The organism is Roseovarius sp. MS2 (genome assembly GCF_051447875.1).
Lineage (GTDB): Bacteria > Pseudomonadota > Alphaproteobacteria > Rhodobacterales > Rhodobacteraceae > Roseovarius > Roseovarius mucosus_A.
In genome coordinates, this window is record NZ_JBKHVF010000001.1 from 2504542 (window position 1) to 2522156 (window position 17615).

Consider the following 17615-nt stretch of genomic DNA (forward strand, 5'->3'; position numbering starts at 1 on the left):
GGATCACTCTGCTGCGGTGTTGTGCAGCCGCGCCTGCATCAGGTCGCGCAACTGGCCGATAGCCGCTTTTTTGATCTGCGATACGCGCCCGGTTGTGACATCAAGGATCGCCGCGATTTCATAGACGTTAAGCTCTTCGACATAATAGAGTTGCAGCACCAAGGCCGAGCGTTCGGGCAGATCCTGCAGCGCGCTTTGCAGCAGGGCCTTGAGCTGGATATGCTCAACCTCATCCTCGGGGGTAGACCCATGATCGCTAAAAAGCAGCGAGTGATCGGTATAAACCTCGTCGAGCGACTGAAGCTGATTGGTCTGAAAGCGGTTTTCCCAGTCCTGGAATTCCTCGGTCGAAAGTTCGAGTGACTGCGCCAGTTCCGGCACCTCGGGTTCGCGCCCAAGCTTTTGCGACAGCTTGCGGCGGGTGGCCTCGATCTTTTGGCGCATGGTGATGGAGTTGCGGCACAGGTTGGAATTGCGGCGCAGATGGTCGATGATCGAGCCACGAATACGGATGGCCGCATAGGCGGCAAAGCTGACCCCATCACAGACCGAATAGCGTTGCGAGGCGTCGATCAGCCCCAGATAACCCGCCTGCAGCAGGTCGTCGATCTCGATGAAACGACCCACGCGACCGTGGAAATGCCAGGCAAGGCGCTGCACAAGCGGCATGTGCTGTTCGACCAGACGGGTCGGATTGGGTTGTTGTTCCGCATAGGCTTGGGGGGCGATCATGACCGGGACTCCGCATCGGGGCCGTGGTGGCGAAAGAGCATGGGCTGAGCCAAAGGCGCAGGATCATCGTTGGTCGCGGGTTCGGTTGCGCTGTCGCCTTCGATCACGCGCAAGCCCTCGACCAGCCGGTCGTTGGAGGCGCACCAGAGCGGCACCAGACCCACATCAAGCAAGGCCGCCACATCCGTGGTTGCGTCAGGCATGTCCTCGGACCCCGACAGGATCGCAGAGTCTATCCGCTCTGCCCAACGCTGCCGGAGGGCGGCGATGCGCTCGGGGCGCAGACCGCCGGGCACGACCAGCGCGGCGCGGGCCTCTGGCAACTCCAGTGCGACTTCGGCCAAAGATGTGCCATCGCTGCCCCGCCCTGAGATCACGACGATCTGGACAGTGCCCGCTTGCGGCGCGGCGAGGGTGTCGGGGGTGTGAAACAGGGTTGTCATACCCAACAGATGCGATTTCTGTGCCAAGACGGCGCCATCCCCATGCGATCCTGTGCCACAAAAGCAGAATTCTACGGTCAGACCCGGTGTGCGGGTCAGGCGCATCAGGGCCAGTTGCAAGGCGACCTGCGATTTGCCCGCGCCGACCGGCCCGACAAGGACAATCCGGGGGGCCGAGAGCAGGCGATCGCGCAGGATGAGCGGATCAGGCAGGGCCGGGGCCACGGGCTCTGGCGTTTTGTGGTCGGGGGTTTGCGCTTCGGGTGTCTCGGGGGCCGTGGCAGTGGCAGGCACAGTGGCAGGCACAGTGGCAGGTGCAGTGGCCTTGGCCTCGCCCAGCATCCGGTCAAAGGGTTTGGGCGCATGGGCATTCAGAAAGCTGGGCAGGCGTGGTGCAGCTGCTGTGACCGTAGCGGTCATCAGCCCAGACGACGACGGCGTGATCGGGTCAATCGGTTCATCAATCACCACGTCGACGCGCGGCGGCGTGGGCACAGCCCGCAGACGTGGCGCGGGTTTGATCAGGGCCTCGGGATCGTCATCGCTGGCCACGATTACCACTTGCCCGTCAATCAGGTCATTGGACAGGATCAGGGCGTCCGGCCCGAGGCGGCGTTGCACCTGTTCCAGCGCGGTCACGCTGTCGGGGGCGCGAAAGGTCATCGTGCTCATTGGTCACATCCTCAGTTGGACGGTTTTGGCGGGGCGGTTCTGGCACCGCCGATAGAGGCGGCAATCTCGACGCGGCGATTGTCGGGCAGTTCGGAGACGGCCATCACGATGGCATCGACACCATGGGTGCGCAGAAAGGCGGCAAAGGCGCGGCGCAGCGCGGCGGAAACCACCACGACCGCCTGTCGGCCCTGACCGGCCAGCGCTTCCTGCGCCTCGTTCAGCTGGCCAAGGATCTGGCGCGTTAACCCCTGCTCGACGATCAGCCCGGCGCTCTCATGCTTGGACCGGGTCAACAAATCTTCTAGTTCGGGGGCCAGCGTGATCAGGTGCAGGCTATCTTTGAGTGGTGCAATCTGTTGCAAGAGTTGCGGGGCAAGCGCAGGGCGCAGCGCCTCGGCCATATCCTGCGGTTCGCTGAGGCGGGCGGACATGCCTGCCAGGTCTTCGAGGATGCGTGGCAGGTCGGCAATCGGCATCCGCTCTCGCAAGAGCGCGCGCAAAACGGCGGTCAGCACATGCAGCGGCACCAGTTTCGGCACCACGGATTCGACCAGCGTCGGGGCCGAGCGTTCCAGATTGTCCAAGAGCCCCTGCACGTCATCCGCGCCCAAGAGATCGGCGGCATGGGCATAAAGCATCTGGCTGAGATGGGTGGCGACCACAGAGGCGGGTTCAACCACGACGTAGTCATCCGCCTCGGCCTCGGTCTGTTGATGCGGCTGAATCCAGACGGCATCCATGCCAAAGGACGGGTCCTTGACCTCGATCCCGCGCAGCTTCCGGGTGGTGCCGCCGCCGGGCAGCGCCAGCTTGCGATCTGGATAGGCCATATCCTCGGCCACGATGGCCTGACGGATACGGATGCGGTAGCTGTTGGCGGGCAGGCCCATATCGTCGCGGATGCGCACGCCGGGAATGACAAAGCCCATGGCCGTCGACACCTCGCGCCGGATGCCGGTAATGCGCGACACGAGCGCGCCGCCCGCACCCTCTTCGATCAGGGGAATGAGGCCGAAACCGATCTGGATGGTGATGGGGGCATAATCCGTCACCTCTTCGGCGGTGATGGCCCCGCTTGTATCTGGGCGCGTGCCCGGCTGTCCGGCGCTTGCGCCGCCCGGGGCGGGAAGTGCTGCGCGACGCGGCGCTTGGCCGGGAGCAGCCGCAGGTGCGGTCTCACCGGGGGCGAGCTGTTTGCGGGTGGCCCAGGCTACGCCGCCTGCGGCAAGCGCTGCGATGAGAAAGAGCAGGTTCGGCATGCCCGGAATGAGGCCCATGATGGCCATGACCGCCGCCACGGGCAGCCACGCCCGGTGCATGCCGATCTGGCTGCCGATATGGCCCGTCATGTCTTTGGTCGAGGCCACACGTGTCACGATCACTGCCGTGGCGATCGAGAGCAGGAGCGACGGGATTTGCGCCACAAGACCATCGCCGATGGACAAGAGCACGTAGGTTTCCGCCGCTTGGCCCAGCGAGAGCCCGTGTTGTGCGGTGCCAATCACAATACCGCCCAGAATATTGGCGGCGAGGATCAGGATACCGGCAATGGCGTCACCCTTGACGAATTTCGAGGCACCATCCATGGCACCGTAGAAATCCGCCTCTTCGCCCACTTCGGCGCGGCGTGCGCGCGCTTGTTCCGGGGTTAGAATTCCAGCGTTGAGATCGGCGTCAATCGCCATCTGCTTGCCGGGCATGGCATCCAGCGTGAAGCGGGCCGACACCTCGGACACGCGACCGGCACCCTTGGTGATAACCATCAGGTTGATGATCACGAGGATCACAAAAACCACCAGACCCACAGCGAAATTGCCGGCAATCACGAAATTGCCAAAGGCTTCGATCACCTTGCCCGCCGCCCCGCTGCCCTCGTGCCCCGAGGTCAGAACGATCCGCGTCGAGGCCACGTTGAGCGCAAGGCGGAACACGGTGGCAATCAGCAGGACCGACGGAAAAGACGAGAAATCAAGCGGGCGGTAGCTATAGAGCGCGACCATCAGCACCAAAAGCGACAGAAGGATGTTGAATACAAAGAAAATGTCGAGCAGCGCCAAGGGCAGCGGCAGCACCATCATCGCCACAACGGCGAGGATGCCCACAGGCAGCAGGCCAGCCCCGAGTTGTGGGCGGTAAGAGGCACGGCTCAGCGCGGCCATCGGGTATCCCTTGTGTTGCATCACATCGGGGTAATCGGTGCAAATCGCGTGCCAATTTTCGGGTCTCACGACGGGGGGGTGGAATGGGCTTGGGGCTGGCACGCACCTTGCAGGTCTGGCGCTGAAAACCGCGCCTGTCTGGCCCCGTCAAAAGAGGTTCCCATGTTCTCCAGATTGCTTCGTCCCCTGCTCTTGCCGCTGGCCTTGATGCCGCTTGGTGCCTGCATGTCATCCGGTCGTGCGGTCGATGCCCTGCCTGCCGATGCCAGCCCCCGAACCGAGGCCGTGGCCCAGTTGCGGGATGATCTGTCGGGCCTGCCTGTGCCTGCGGCGGCGCAGGCACCTGAGGTGGTGCAATTCACCGGGCTTGGCCTGTCGCAGGTCTCGACCCAGCCGGGGGCCTCGATCAACGAGCGGCGCCTGATGGCGGTCCGCGCTGCGCGGCTTGAGGCGATCCGCGATCTGACCGAGCAAATCCACGGCATCCGCATCAATTCCGAAAGCACGCTGCACGATCAGGTTTTGCGCAGCGACACGGTGCGCGCGGTGGTGGCAGGTGAAATCCGGGGGGCGCGCACCCTGCGGATCACGCCCAAAGGCGACGATTCCTTTGAGGTGGTGCTGGCACTTGATCCCGATACGGTCCGCTACATCCTGCGCGCCGTGCGGCAGCGGGGCTAGGCCATGTGGGGGCATGTGTTTCGGCCGCAATTCTGGTTTCTGGTTCTGCTGAGCAGCCTCTTTTGTGCCGCGGCTGGGGCCAAAGAGGCAACGCTCTGGGTTGAGGCTGAGGGGCGGGCCTATGTCGCCTCTGCCGCCGATCAGGACGCGGCACGCCGTCGCGCGATTGGCGAGGCGCTGGTGACGGCGGCGCTGTCGGGTGGCGCGTCCTTGCGCGGTCATACCGCGATGGACAAGGGGCGTATCACCGCCGATCTGACCATTTTGCGCCCCACGGGGCGTATTCTGACCCACCGTGTCCTGTCTGCCCAGTTGCAGAACGGGGAATGGTTGGTGCGGGTCGCGGCGGAAGTTGGGCCGATGCCGGTGGGTGCCTGTGCGTCGCGCCGGCGGATGACGGTCAGCGCCACGCCGCCGCAAATCCGGGTAACCCCCGAGGCCTCGGCCTGGGCGGAACCCCTAGCGCAGGGGCTGGCACGCGACCTGATTGAGGTACTGCGCGCCCATCCTGATACCGATCTGGAACGGATCGCGCCCGTCTCTGCCGCGCCGGTTGCGGCGGCGCTGGATTACACCGCGCTGACACGGGGGCAATCCCTGCCCGCGCCGGGCGATCACCGCATGAGCCAGAGCATCACCGTGGACCGGCAAGGCAAGCTCTTGCGCCTCACGCTTGACCTTGCGCTGATGGGGCAAGACGGCACCAACGTCACCCGCCGCTTTCAGCGCGAGGCCATGATGCCGCGTGGCGGCTTTGCGGGCTATGTCGCAGGCCAGAGCCGCAGCCGCGCGGAAACCGATCTAACTGCTGGCCTCTTGCAAGAGGTGCGCGCCATGTTGGACGGTCTGGCCTGCCAACCCGCCGAGGCGCGTCTGGCGTTGGGTGCGGATGGGCTGAGCGTGCCCTTGGGGCGTCGGCATGGGCTGACGCGGGCAAGCCTTGCTTTTGTCGATGATCCCAATGACGGCTTCGGCCTGCTGGAAGTGGTCAGCCTCGACAATCGCAGTACCACGTTACGCCCGCTCGATCCCACACGCTCCCCGGCAAGTTTCAATGGCTTGCGGGTCTATTTTGTCGAGGCGGGGCTGTGATCCGGGGCGGAATTGCTGTGGTTTTGGCCTGCCTCTTGCCCCTTGATGCAGCGGCTCTGGACGGACAGGCGGTGCAGGCGGTGATTGCGCAAGCGCTGCGCGATGCAGGGCAGGGGGGCGCGCCGGTGGTCTCGGCAAATCGGCCCTATCCCCCTTGTATGGACCCCCTCAACGTCGCGCCACATCAGGGCGGCTGGCAGGCGGTGCAAGTGACCTGCGCCAGCCCGGGTGGCTGGAGCCGGGTGATCCGCATCGAAGGCGGGGCCGCCGCGCCACGCCTGCCGGGGGTGGCCGACGATGCACCGCAACGCCCCGCTCTGGTGCTGACCGAAAGCCTGCCGCGCGGCACCGTTCTTGAGGCCACGCATCTGCGTGAAGCCCCGATTGGCGCGCGCGCGCGGGGCGATCTGGTGATGTCGCCAGAGACGGCCATCGGTCGCCGCCTCAAAAGCAACTTGGGTGCCGGTCAGCCGCTTTTGGCGCGGCATCTGGAACATGACTGGCAGGTCGATGTGGGTGGCCCGGTGACGATTGCCACCGATCTCGGCGGTATTCGGATCGAGGCAGCGGGCGTCGCGCTGGAGCCCGGCCAGATGGGGCAGGATATCCGCGTGACCAATGCTGGCAGTGGCGAGGTGGTGCATGTTACCGTGACGGGACGCAACAAAGTGACGGTGCGTCCTAACATTCGGTGAAGACCTGCCGTTTTTCACTCCAAGAACAGCGCCCCAATGGCGCCTCACCGGAGAGATCAGATGGTCGATTCAGTCAATTCTTCCCACGCCGCGCGACCGCGGCTCATGCCGGTCTCGACCGAGGCCTCACCGGGCGGTGCCAGTGGTGCCAAGGCACACAAGCCCGTCAGTGCGGTGGATTCCGTGAAACTCAGCTCTTCGGCCTCGGTCGGGGTGATCGAGAAAATGGTCGAGCAAGGCCCGCCCTTTGATGCCGAGCGTGTCTCGCGGATCAAAGAGGCGGTCGCCAACGGCAACTATCCGGTTGATGCCAAGCGCATCGCCGACAGCATTTTTCAGGACTACAGCGCGATGACGCGCTGAGACAAGGCAGAGCATGACCTACTTTGAAATTACCCTCTACGCGCTCGCGGTGCTTTGCATGATCACCCTGCCGCTGCTTGTGGCGGTCTCGGTTCGGATCGCGCGAATGTTGGCGCATCTGAGCGGACAGGTCCTGCGGTTGAGCGATCCGGAGATTGACCATATCGCACGGCGTCTGGGTCACAGACTGGGCCTGAGCGACGAGGCATCGCTGATGAGCATCGCCGACCGCATGGACGAGATGCGCCGCGATTTCGACTGGCTGGTGAGTGACCGCATGATCGAACAGGCCATCGACATGGCCCGATTTGGCCAAAAGCCCGACAGCATCGCCCGCAACACCGGCATTAGCGCCTCGGAGCTGGAAGCAATCCGCAAGCTGCGCAAGCACTAAGCGCAAACAAAGTACGAACCTGCGATAACCACGCCCCGGCCATAGGCCGGGGCGTTTTTTTTGCGCGTCAGCCCACTAGCCCGTCGAACTTGCGCGCGAGCTTCACGTCAAGGCTGCTCAATCCGTCCACATCATGTGTGGTCAGCGTAACCTCGACACGGGAATAGACATTGAACCATTCGGGATGGTGGTTCCACTTCTCGGCCCAGATCGCGGCACGGGTCATGAACCCCATAGCTTCGGGAAAGTCGCTGAATTTATAGGTCTTGGAGATGGCATCACGCCCCTCGACCATGGCCCAGCCATTCTCCAAAAGCGGTGCCAGCGTTGTCTTGCGGGCGGTGTCGCTGAGTTTCTCGGTCATTCGTGATCCTCCTGTGCGGTCTTGCGGAACGGCCCATAGCTGGTGAGGATATCTATATCCTGGTCAACTGCGGCACGCTCGGCCTTGAGATACTGCGCCACCGCCTCGGCAAAGCCGGGATCGCGCAGCCAATGCAGCGAATGTGTGGCCACCGGCAGATAGCCGCGCGCCAATTTATGTTCGCCCTGCGCGCCAGCCTCTACTCTTTGCAGACCCTGAGCAATCGCAAATTCGATAGCCCGGTAATAACAGAGTTCGAAATGCAGGCAGGGATGATCCTCGATCGCGCCCCAATACCGGCCATAAAGCGCCGATGCGCCGATCAGGTTCAAAGCACCCGCGATAGGTTGCCCGTTTCGCAAGGCGAGGATCAGCAATATATCATCGCGCAGCGTTTCATGCGCACGGGTGAAAAAGGCGCGGGTGAGATAGGGCGTGCCCCATTTGCGCGCGCCAGTGTCCTGATAAAAGGCCCAGACCGCGTCCCAGTGTTCGGGCAGGATCTGATCGCCGGTCAGGGTCACAATCTCGCCGCCGAACTCTGCAGCGCGGGCGCGTTCCTTGCGGATCGCTTTGCGCTTGCGCGAGGATAGATCGGCCAAAAAGGCGTCAAAATCGGCATAGCCGCGATTTATCCAGTGATATTGCTGGCTGCGCCGGGGCAATAGGCCAAGGGCTGCGCCCGCCTCTGACTCTGCTTGCGTGCAAAATGTGATATGCAGCGATGACAGCCCATTGCGCAGCGCCACATCGCGCGCGCCCTCAATCAATGCTGCGCGCCCCGTGTCCTCATACCCCGGACGGGTTAACAGGCGGCGGCCTGTCGCGGGGGTAAAGGGCACGGCGATCTGGAATTTCGGGTAATAGCGCCCGCCCGCACGTTCATAGGCATGCGCCCAGTTGTGATCAAAGATGTATTCGCCTTGAGAGTGGGATTTTAGGTAAAGCGGGGCCACGGCGATGATCTGACCATGTTGTTCGGCGCTCAGGTAATGCGGTTGCCAACCGCTGCCCGTGCCGACCGAGCGACTGTCTTCCAAGGCCTTGAGAAAGCGGTAGGTGGTGAAAGGATCGTCTGGCCTGCCTTCGGCGGTTTCGGGACAGGCGCAGGCATCCCAAGCCACCTGCCCGATGTCGGACAGGCGCTCATGCAGGGTGACGGTGATCTGATCTTGCGTCATCTGCCCTGACGGTTCCTTTGCCCCGGCGGATTAATTGGGTCACGCGGCGCGCGGATCAAGCCGGGTAATCGGGCAAATAGCGCTCAAAGGTGATATTGTCGGCATGTTTGCGCGCCTCCGCCTCGGCCTCTGGGCTGCGCACGGTCCAGCAGAGGATCGCGGACCCCTTGGCGCGCAGGGTGTCTAGGCGCGGGGCGGTCAGATCGTCGATGTCATGGCTGACAAAGCAAGCGCCACTTGCTTCGTAATCCGGGATGTCGCGCAGGCGCGCGCGGGTCTCTGCGCGCAACAGCGGCCAATCTTCGGGCGTGTAGGCGCAGGTGACGATACCGCGCGGCGTATCGGGGGCAAGTTGGGCCATCTGCACCACCATATCCGGGTTGAAAGACATGACTGCAACCGGCCCCACATAGCCCGCAAGCGCCGCTGCGGTGGCGGCCTCGAGCGTGCCACAGCTTGCGCCCATTTGCCCCTGCTGATCCTTCAGCTCGATCAAGAGCGGGACGCGGCCTGCCACAAGGTCAAGGATCTGTGGCAGGTCGGGTATCCCCTCATCCCCGCCCAAAAGCGGGATTTGCGCGAGGTCCGCCGCATCGCGTTGCCGCACCGGGCCTTTTTCCGCCGTAAGCCGGCCAAGGTCGTAGTCGTGAAACACTATCGCCTGATTGTCACGGCTCAGTTGCAGGTCGATCTCGATCCCATAGCCTGCCGCAATTGCCGCTGCGATACCTGCGCGTGAATTCTCGGGGCGACCATCGGTCACGTCATGCAGGCCGCGATGGGCCAGCGGGATACGGCGGAAACCGTCGGGCAGCGCTCTCATTTGATTTGGAATACCCCGTCGATTTCCACCGCCACGCCAAAAGGCAATGAGGGGGCCGAAACAGCGGCACGCGCGTGTTTGCCTGCATCGCCCAAGGCCTCTCCGATAAAGTCGGACGCGCCGTTGATGACGGCGGGTTGCTGGGTGAAATCGGCGGTTGAGTTGACGAAACCCGTCAATTTCACCACCCGCACCAGCCGGTCAAGATCACCGCCGCAGGCTGCTTTGACCTGCGCCAAAAGGGCAATCGCACAGGCGCGCGCGGCCTTGGCCCCATCCGCCACGTCAAGATCATCGCCCAGTTTGCCGGTCAAGAGCGTGTCGCCCTCCTTGGCAATCTGGCCCGAGACAAAAAGCATGTCACCGGCCTGCACATAGGGCACGTAATTGGCGGCGGGGGCAGGGGCCTCGGGTAGGGTTACGCCCATCTCTGCAAGCTTTTTCTCGAACTGGCTCATGTCTTTGTCTCCCTTCTGACTACATTGGCAGGACGCTAACGGCAGAGCGCGGCGAAGGAAATCGGAAATCCGACAGGACGCGCGCGATTTGCGCCCAAAGAAAAACCCCCGCCCGTCAAGGCGAGGGTCCAGGCGTTCCCGAATGGGGGGCTTAGCCCAGCGACGCCGCGCGCACATCCTCGTCGATAAAGGGGACATATTGCGCGAAATTATCGGCAAACATCTGCACCAGCTTGGCCGCCTGCGCATCATAGGCGGTGGGATCGGTCCAGGTTCGGCGCGGATCAAGCAGCACCTCGGCCACGCCGGGAACCGCCACCGGCACGTCAAAGCCGAAATTCGGGTCCTTGCGGAACTCCACATCGTTGAGCGAGCCATCGAGAGCAGCGGTCAAAAGCGCCCGCGTCGCCTTGATCGGCATCCGCGAGCCGGTGCCGAATGCGCCACCCGTCCAGCCGGTGTTGACCAGCCAGCAGGTTGCGCCATGCTTGGCAATCTTTTCGCGCAGAAGGTTGCCATAGACCTCTGGCCGGCGCGGCATGAAGGGCGCGCCAAAGCAGGTGGAGAACACGGGCTGCGGTTCATCAATCCCCCGCTCCGTGCCCGCCATCTTGGAGGTGAATCCCGAGAGAAAGTGATACATCGCCTGTGCCGGAGTCAGCCGCGAGATTGGCGGCAATACGCCAAAGGCATCGCAGGTCAGCATGATGACATTCTTGGGGTGCCCACCAAGCGCGGTCTCTGACGCGTTCGAGATGTAATGCAGCGGATAAGCGCAGCGCATGTTGGGCGTCAGGCTGTCATCCTCGAAATCCAGCTCCTGCGTTTCAGGATCGAACACCATATTTTCGATGATCGTGCCGAACATGCCGCAGGTGGCATAGATTTCCGGCTCTGCCTCGGCGCTCAGATTGATGGTCTTGGCATAGCAGCCCCCCTCGAAATTGAAGGTGCCACGATCCGACCAGCCATGTTCGTCATCACCCAAGAGCGTGCGGTTGGGATCAGCCGATAGCGTGGTTTTGCCAGTGCCCGAGAGGCCAAAGAAGATGGCGGTATCGACGGGATTGCCCTCCGCGTGATTGGCAGAGCAATGCATCGGCATGATGCCTTTTTCCGGCAAGAGGTAGTTCAGCAGCGAGAACACCGATTTCTTGTTTTCACCGGCGTATTCGGTATTGCCCACAAGGATCAGCTTGCGGTCGAAATTCATTGCGATCACCGTTTCCGAGCGGCAATCGTGGCGTTCGGGATCCGCCTTGAACCCCGGGCAATTGATGACCGTGAAATCAGCGATGAAGCTGTCCAGCGCGTCGCGCTTTGGACGCCGTAGCATGGTCCGGTTGAAGAGGCTGTGCCACGCAAGTTCCGAAATCATCCGCATGTTGATGGAATGCGCGGGGTCGGCACCGCCGATCAGATCCTGAACAAAAACATCGCGCCCCTTAAGGTAGGTCAGCATATCGGCATAGAGCGCATCGAACCCTTCGGGCGACATGGCGGCGTTGTTTTCCCACCAGATCGTGTCGGCAACACTGTCGGTTTTGACGATATGCTTGTCCTTGGGCGACCGGCCGGTGAATTTGCCGGTGGTCACAAGCAGCGTGCCGCCTTGGCCCAGGGTGCCCTCACCGGCCTTTAGCGCGGCTTCGATCAGGGCCGGTTCGATGAGGTTGTAATGGACCGTTCCCAGCCCCGTGATACCTTGATCCTCAAGCTGGAAATGCGGGTTCACCCGTCCGAATGTCATATTGTCAAGCTCCTGTTCGCCAGATCCGCAGCTTTGCTACGGGATCGTTCAGGGCGCCGCTTGGGCGGCGTCGGTCGGGCAGCATGCCCGGCTGCGCGGCTCTTAACATGCCGCTTTGGAAAAATAACAGGGCAGATTCATATGGTTAGCGCAACCAGCCGCAGGTTAGCGCAACCAAGTGGATGGTGGCGCAAACATTGCACTGCCAGAGCGTGTAAAGTGAGTCAATTTAGCCATTCTCAAGAAATTTCTGCGTCAATCGACCATGGCGACCCGGCTGATTCGCAGATTTGAATTGATCAAACGACCGGAAACAGAGCATAGTGGCACAAAAAATGCAGGCAGACCGAGCAGTAAAAGGAATAGAACTATGTCCAAAATCGCCCTCGTGGACGATGACAGGAATATTCTGACATCCGTATCCATGACACTCGAAGCCGAAGGCTTTGAGGTTGAAACCTATAATGATGGCCAACAGGCCTTTGACGCCTTTAGCAAGAAATTGCCCGATATGGCCGTGCTCGACATCAAGATGCCGCGCATGGATGGCATGGACCTGTTGCAACGCCTGCGCCAGAAATCGCAGATGCCCGTGATCTTCCTCACCTCCAAGGATGATGAGATCGACGAGGTTCTGGGCCTGCGCATGGGCGCCGATGACTATGTGAAAAAGCCGTTCTCGCAGCGCTTGCTGGTGGAACGGATCCGCGCCCTTCTGCGCCGTCAGGATGCAGCCAATGGGCATGTCGTTGTCGAAACCGAAGAAACCAAGGTGATCGAACGCGGCAATCTTTTGATGGATCCGCTGCGCCATTCGGTCAGCTGGAAAGGGCAGGATGTGTCACTCACCGTGACCGAATTCCTGCTGTTGCAGGCGCCGGCCAAGCGGCCCGGCTTCGTCAAAAGCCGCGATCAGCTGATGGATGTGGCCTATGATGATCAGGTCTATGTCGACGACCGCACCATCGACAGCCACATCAAGCGGTTGCGCAAGAAGCTGCGCATGGTCGATCCTGAGTTTTCGGCAATCGAGACGCTTTATGGTATCGGATATCGGTACAACGAAGAATAATGGCTCTGGTCGAGCGGATAGGGGTGCGGAGCGTGCAGCCGCGAAAGGATAACGACCTTGTCCTTGGCGATGATTTTGTCGCACCGGATCGTCTGGACGAAGGAGAGCTGAACGCCCGTCGCGCCAAGCGCGGCTGGTTCAGCTTTCGTGACTCCTCGCTGACGCGCAAGATCATCACCTTCAACCTGATTGCGCTCAACGTGCTGGTTGTGGGTATCCTCTATCTCAATTCGTCACGCGACAATCTCGCGATGCAACGCGCCAACAGCCTGATGGTGCAGACAGCCCTGATCGCGGATGTGGTCGAGGCGCGTCTGCCCGTCGGTGCGCCGGTCAGTTTTGCAACCGGCGATGGGGTGGATATGGCCACCACGCTGGACAATCTGGATATTCAGACCGGAACAGAGGTGTTTTTGTTTGATCGCACCGGCATGTTGGTGGGGCGCAAGCAGGGCGATACGATGGGGCAGGACCGCACTGCGACCCTGCCATCAACGCCAATGACGGATTTTCTCAGCCGGGTGTGGGATCGGATTTCAAGCCCGTTTTCTGGCGTGGATCAGGTCTCTGCCAGCCGTGTGGTCGAGGATGTGGCCCGTGACATGGTCGATCTGGCAGTGGGCGGCGGCGTAGAAGTGCGCACCGCCGAGACCGCGCAGGGCGTTGTTCTGACGGTGGCCGCCCCGGTGATGCAAGGCAATACACCTGTCGCGGTGGTGGCGTTGGCCAATGCCAGCGGCGAGATTGACAAGCTGGCAAGGGTAGAGCGCGAGCGCGTGCTTCAGATGTTCCTGATTGCCACTTTGGTATCGGTGGGTCTCAGCCTCATTCTTGCCTCGACCATTTCGAACCCTTTGGCCGATCTGGCGGCGGCTGCGGAAATCGGGCGCGACCGTAACAAGGGCAAAGGGGCCAAGGGACGTATCCGTATCCCCGACCTGACCGCGCGCCCCGATGAAATCGGGCGTCTTAGCGGTGCGTTGCGCGGCATGGTCTCGGCGCTTTACCACCGGATCGACAGCAACGAGCAATTCGCCGCTGACGTGGCCCATGAGATCAAGAACCCTCTCGCCAGCCTGCGCTCTGCCGTGGGCACCATGCGCATTGCCAAGCGCGACGATCAGCGCGAGCGTCTGTTGGAGGTGATCGAACATGATGTGCGCCGTCTGGACCGTCTGGTGAGCGATATTTCCAATGCCTCGCGGCTTGACAGCGAATTGGTCAAGGAAGAACAAGAATCCTTTGATCTGCTCAAGATGTTGCAGAACCTTGGGACTTATCTGGGCGAAGAGGCGCAGAAGAACGGGATCGAATTCATCATGGATTTCCCGCCTCAGCCCATCGTCACCACCGGGCTTGAGGGGCGGTTGGCACAGGTGTTTGTCAATCTCATCACCAATGCCATCAGTTTCTGCGAAGAGGGCGACGCAATCCGCGTTTGGGCGCGCCGCCGTGCCAATCGCGTGCTGGTGGTGGTCGAAGATACCGGCCCTGGTATCCCTGAACAGGCGCTGGAAAAGGTCTTCCAACGCTTCTACTCCGAGCGGCCCGAGGGGGATTTCGGTAATAATTCTGGCCTTGGTCTTGCGATCTCCAAACAGATCGTCGAGGCGCATGATGGTGTGATCTGGGCTGAAAACATTCGTCCCACCCATGCCGATGCCACCTCGGATCCCTTGGGCGCGCGCTTTGTCGTGGGTCTGCCGGTCTGAGCCGGTGACAGACACGCCTCATCCCGCCGACATCATCCTACATGCCACCTGCGTGGCGCATTCTGGCCGCGCGGTGCTGATCCGGGGGGCATCGGGGCGCGGAAAGTCCGGCCTTGCCCTGCAACTTCTGGCGCTTGGCGCGGGGTTGGTCGCCGATGACCGCACCCGTCTCTGGCTTGAGGCGGGGCGCATCATGGCGGATGCGCCTGAAACCATTCGCGGGCAGATCGAGGCGCGCGGTATGGGTATCCTGCAAATACCCTCGACCGGGCCAAAGCCGCTTGCCTTGATTGTCGATCTGGACACCGAAAGCACGGATCGCTTGCCACCGCTCGAACATGCCGATCTTCTGGGGCAGAGCCTGCTGCTTGTAAAAAAAGCGGATCATGCTCATTTTCCGGCTGCGGTCCTGCTATATCTCATGCATGGGACGTTGATCTGAAGGAGCCATACCATGCCGTCCGAGCCTGACGCTCGAACAGAGGCCGGAAAGACGCGCAATCGCCTTGTTCTGGTCACGGGGCCTTCTGGTGCCGGGCGCAGCACCGCGATCCGTGCGCTTGAGGACATGGGCTATGAAGCGATCGACAATATGCCGCTCTCGCTCTTGCCGCGTCTTTTGGAGGCGCCAAAATCCGACAAGCCGCTGGCACTTGGTGTTGATGCCCGCAACCGTGATTTTTCGACCAATGCCCTGATCGAGATGATCGACCGCAGTGATTGGCACCCCGGCCAACCGTTGCAGGTGCTATATCTTGATTGCCGCGCCGAAATCCTGCAACGGCGGTTTTCCGAAACCCGCAGGCGGCATCCGCTGGCCCCGGACGAGAGTGCCGAGGCCGGAATCGCGCGCGAATTCGATCTGCTCGCCCCGGTCCGTGTTCGGGCTGATCTGCTGATCGACACGTCCGACATGACGCCGCATGACCTGCGCGCAGAATTGGGGCGCTGGTATGGGCCGGGCGATGCCGAAAGCCTTGCGGTCTCGGTGCATTCGTTTTCCTACAAGCGGGGGCTGCCGCGCGGCCTTGATATGGTGTTTGACTGCCGGTTTCTGCGCAATCCCTATTGGCAGCCAGACCTGCGGGCCCTTGACGGGCGTGTGCCCCAAGTGGCGGCGCATATTGCGGGCGATCCGCTCTTTGCAGAATTTCGCCAGCGGGTAACAGAGATTGTCGAACTGCTGCTTCCTGCTTATGAGACCGAGGGCAAGGCTTATCTCTCGATAGGCTTTGGCTGCACTGGCGGACAACATCGCAGCGTGGCGATGGCAGAAACTTTGGGTGCGACCCTTGCGAAAGATGGCTGGCAAGTGTCAATAAGGCACCGAGAACTGGAGCGGCGCAGCGGGGCAGAGGCCCCCGGCCCCGCCCGCGACGTCTGAGGAGTGACGCAGTCTTGATCGGGATCGTGATCGTGGCGCATGGCGGGCTGGCCAATGAGTATCTCAGGGCCGTCGAACATGTGGTGGGGGCCCAGACCGGGGTGATGGCGATTTCCATCGAGGGCGACCATGATCGCACCGCCAAACAAGACGAGATCTGTGCAGCGGCTGATGCGGTCGACACAGGTGGCGGCGTTGTGCTTGTGACCGATATCTTTGGCGGCTCGCCCTCGAACCTGTCGCTGCGCGCCTGTCGCCCGAATGATCGGCGCATACTCTATGGTGCGAACCTGCCGATGCTGATCAAGCTGGCCAAGAGCCGACACATGCCGTTGCCTGATGCGGTGCGCGCAGCGCTTGAGGCAGGGCGCAAATACATCGACAGCCATAATGTATCAGAAGAGTAGGAAGGCAGGGGTGAGCATGGACAAGGTGATCCGCCGGATGGAGATCGTCAACGAAAAGGGGTTGCACGCCCGCGCCGCGGCCAAATTGGTCGAGGTGGTCGAGGGTTTTGACGCCCGTGCAGAGGTCTCTTGCAATGGCCAATCCGCCTCGGGCGATAGCATCATGGGGCTTTTGATGTTGGCAGCGGCCAAAGGAACCACTATTGACGTCGAAGTCGTTGGGCCGGATGCAACCCCTCTGGCAGAGGCGGTTTCGGCACTGGTTGCCGACAGGTTTGGCGAAAGCATGTAAGCGCGCGGGATCGGGAAGTCGCGACACGAGCGGGACAGGAACAAAGCAGTGAACATCAAGGCGCAGCCAGAGTCCGGCACAGAGACGGGCGATACGGTCCTCTATACTAAATACGACCGCCGCAGCCTGACCTATGCCAATAGTTTTGACAACGGGCTGACTTCGTTCATCATCCGCGTGATGGAATGGATGACCGGCAAGATCACCATCCTGCGCATGATCCGCAAATTCGAGAAACGTGGTGCCCCAACCGGTCAGGCGTTTTGGCGCGCGGCATTGGATACCATGGGTATTCCCCTGCTGACCCCGGATGAAGAAGTGGCGCATATCCCGCTTGAGGGGCCGGTGGTGGTGGTGGCCAACCATCCGCATGGTCTGGTGGATGGGATGATCCTTGCCGATCTGATCGGTCGGCGGCGGAGTGATTACAAGATCCTCACCCGCGCGCTTTTGACCGGGATCGACGAGGTGGCGGCCTCTTACATGATCTCTGTCCCGTTTCCCCACGAACCCGATGCACAGCGCAAATCGGTCGAGATGCGTGCCAAGGCGATGGCGCATCTCAAAGAGGGCGGCGTTATCAGCGTATTTCCTTCGGGCGTCGTGGCCTCAAGCGATACGATGTTTGGGCCTGCAATAGAACGGGAATGGAATGTCTTCACCGCGCAGATGATCCGACGGTCCGGTGCGCGCGTCGTGCCAATCTTTTTTCCGGGGGCGAATTCTCGCTGGTATCAGATCGCCAACCGCACGTCCGCCACCCTGCGGCAAGGTTTGCTTTTGCATGAGGTCGTGCATAGCTGCAACAATGCCCAAAAGCCGGTTGTAGGTGCGCCGATCAGCGACGAGCGCATGGCGATGCTGGAAAGCGACCCGCGCGGTTTCATGGAATGGCTGCGCGCCCATACGCTCTCATTGGGCGATAGCAGCAAGTAACG

Annotated in this window: 20 protein-coding genes; 12 read left to right on the forward strand and 8 right to left on the reverse strand. The window is 61.7% G+C overall.

The annotated features are described in order from the left end of the window. Window positions 1–3: 3 nt before the first annotated feature. Genes ACLGGT_RS12310 through flhA form a run of 3 tightly spaced genes read right to left on the reverse strand, consistent with a single transcriptional unit; the run spans window position 4 to window position 4009 of the window. Entirely contained in the window at window positions 4–732 is a 729-nt protein-coding gene (locus ACLGGT_RS12310) for a sigma-70 family RNA polymerase sigma factor (RefSeq protein WP_081507941.1), read from the reverse strand. Beyond that, window positions 729–1847 (reverse strand): hypothetical protein, encoded by a 1119-nt coding sequence (locus tag ACLGGT_RS12315; RefSeq protein WP_437196301.1) that lies wholly within the window; start codon window positions 1845–1847, stop codon window positions 729–731. Before ACLGGT_RS12315 ends, ACLGGT_RS12310 begins: the two co-directional genes overlap by 4 nt. Window positions 1848–1858: 11 nt before the next feature. Continuing rightward, a complete protein-coding gene (flhA, locus tag ACLGGT_RS12320; protein WP_151978586.1) occupies window positions 1859–4009 on the reverse strand; it encodes a flagellar biosynthesis protein FlhA in 2151 nt (716 codons plus the stop codon). 162 nt (window positions 4010–4171) lie between these two features. On the opposite strand from flhA, the gene ACLGGT_RS12325 reads away from it, so the two are divergent. Genes ACLGGT_RS12325 through ACLGGT_RS12345 form a run of 5 tightly spaced genes read left to right on the forward strand, consistent with a single transcriptional unit; the run spans window position 4172 to window position 7234 of the window. After that, window positions 4172–4690: an LPP20 family lipoprotein gene (locus ACLGGT_RS12325; RefSeq protein ID WP_437196302.1), complete on the forward strand. Its 519-nt coding sequence runs from the start codon at window positions 4172–4174 to the stop codon at window positions 4688–4690. Between the two features lie 3 nt (window positions 4691–4693). Further along, entirely contained in the window at window positions 4694–5782 is a 1089-nt protein-coding gene (locus ACLGGT_RS12330; protein ID WP_437196304.1) for a flagellar assembly protein T N-terminal domain-containing protein, read from the forward strand. Beyond that, window positions 5779–6477, forward strand: coding sequence for a flagellar basal body P-ring formation chaperone FlgA (gene flgA, locus ACLGGT_RS12335; protein WP_151978588.1), 699 nt, complete (start codon window positions 5779–5781; stop codon window positions 6475–6477). Before ACLGGT_RS12330 ends, flgA begins: the two co-directional genes overlap by 4 nt. A 60-nt stretch (window positions 6478–6537) precedes the next feature. Further along, window positions 6538–6840 carry a flagellar biosynthesis anti-sigma factor FlgM gene (gene flgM, locus ACLGGT_RS12340; RefSeq protein WP_008279932.1) on the forward strand — a complete coding sequence of 101 codons (303 nt, stop codon included), beginning with the start codon at window positions 6538–6540 and terminating at the stop codon, window positions 6838–6840. 13 nt (window positions 6841–6853) lie between these two features. After that, the gene (locus ACLGGT_RS12345; protein ID WP_008279933.1) at window positions 6854–7234 is read left to right on the forward strand and encodes a hypothetical protein; all 381 of its coding nucleotides are present in this window, start codon (window positions 6854–6856) and stop codon (window positions 7232–7234) included. A 67-nt stretch (window positions 7235–7301) separates the two neighbouring features. Here the strand turns inward: ACLGGT_RS12345 and ACLGGT_RS12350 are convergent, their stop codons facing one another. The 5 genes from ACLGGT_RS12350 to ACLGGT_RS12370 all read right to left on the reverse strand — a co-directional run bounded on the left by ACLGGT_RS12350 (window position 7302) and on the right by ACLGGT_RS12370 (window position 11810). Continuing rightward, window positions 7302–7598, reverse strand: a complete 297-nt coding sequence (locus ACLGGT_RS12350; protein ID WP_008279934.1) for a 4a-hydroxytetrahydrobiopterin dehydratase — start codon at window positions 7596–7598, stop codon at window positions 7302–7304. Beyond that, a complete protein-coding gene (locus ACLGGT_RS12355) occupies window positions 7595–8779 on the reverse strand; it encodes a GNAT family N-acetyltransferase (RefSeq protein WP_008279935.1) in 1185 nt (394 codons plus the stop codon). The genes ACLGGT_RS12350 and ACLGGT_RS12355 overlap by 4 nt, the downstream gene beginning before the upstream one ends. Window positions 8780–8834: 55 nt before the next feature. Next, window positions 8835–9602 carry a glycerophosphodiester phosphodiesterase family protein gene (locus ACLGGT_RS12360; protein ID WP_437196308.1) on the reverse strand — a complete coding sequence of 256 codons (768 nt, stop codon included), beginning with the start codon at window positions 9600–9602 and terminating at the stop codon, window positions 8835–8837. Continuing rightward, the gene (locus ACLGGT_RS12365) at window positions 9599–10060 is read right to left on the reverse strand and encodes a RidA family protein (protein ID WP_008279938.1); all 462 of its coding nucleotides are present in this window, start codon (window positions 10058–10060) and stop codon (window positions 9599–9601) included. The genes ACLGGT_RS12360 and ACLGGT_RS12365 overlap by 4 nt, the downstream gene beginning before the upstream one ends. Window positions 10061–10211: 151 nt before the next feature. Beyond that, window positions 10212–11810, reverse strand: a complete 1599-nt coding sequence (locus tag ACLGGT_RS12370) for a phosphoenolpyruvate carboxykinase (RefSeq protein ID WP_219435282.1) — start codon at window positions 11808–11810, stop codon at window positions 10212–10214. Window positions 11811–12180: 370 nt separating this feature from the next. On the opposite strand from ACLGGT_RS12370, the gene ACLGGT_RS12375 reads away from it, so the two are divergent. From ACLGGT_RS12375 to ACLGGT_RS12405, 7 genes are read left to right on the forward strand one after another with little or no spacing between them, the layout of a single operon-like run. Next, window positions 12181–12882, forward strand: a complete 702-nt coding sequence (locus tag ACLGGT_RS12375) for a response regulator transcription factor (protein ID WP_422002380.1) — start codon at window positions 12181–12183, stop codon at window positions 12880–12882. After that, a complete protein-coding gene (locus tag ACLGGT_RS12380) occupies window positions 12882–14594 on the forward strand; it encodes a sensor histidine kinase (RefSeq protein ID WP_008279941.1) in 1713 nt (570 codons plus the stop codon). Before ACLGGT_RS12375 ends, ACLGGT_RS12380 begins: the two co-directional genes overlap by 1 nt. Window positions 14595–14598: 4 nt before the next feature. Continuing rightward, complete coding sequence (locus ACLGGT_RS12385) at window positions 14599–15036, forward strand: HPr kinase/phosphorylase (protein WP_437196311.1); 438 nt, start codon at window positions 14599–14601, stop codon at window positions 15034–15036. Window positions 15037–15048: 12 nt separating this feature from the next. Then, the gene (rapZ, locus tag ACLGGT_RS12390; RefSeq protein WP_008279943.1) at window positions 15049–15978 is read left to right on the forward strand and encodes an RNase adapter RapZ; all 930 of its coding nucleotides are present in this window, start codon (window positions 15049–15051) and stop codon (window positions 15976–15978) included. A 14-nt stretch (window positions 15979–15992) separates the two neighbouring features. Then, window positions 15993–16385: a PTS sugar transporter subunit IIA gene (locus tag ACLGGT_RS12395; RefSeq protein ID WP_008279944.1), complete on the forward strand. Its 393-nt coding sequence runs from the start codon at window positions 15993–15995 to the stop codon at window positions 16383–16385. 16 nt (window positions 16386–16401) lie between these two features. After that, a complete protein-coding gene (locus tag ACLGGT_RS12400; protein WP_008279945.1) occupies window positions 16402–16677 on the forward strand; it encodes an HPr family phosphocarrier protein in 276 nt (91 codons plus the stop codon). A gap of 48 nt (window positions 16678–16725) precedes the next feature. Beyond that, window positions 16726–17613: a lysophospholipid acyltransferase family protein gene (locus tag ACLGGT_RS12405; RefSeq protein WP_008279946.1), complete on the forward strand. Its 888-nt coding sequence runs from the start codon at window positions 16726–16728 to the stop codon at window positions 17611–17613. The last annotated feature ends 2 nt before the right edge of the window (window positions 17614–17615 follow it).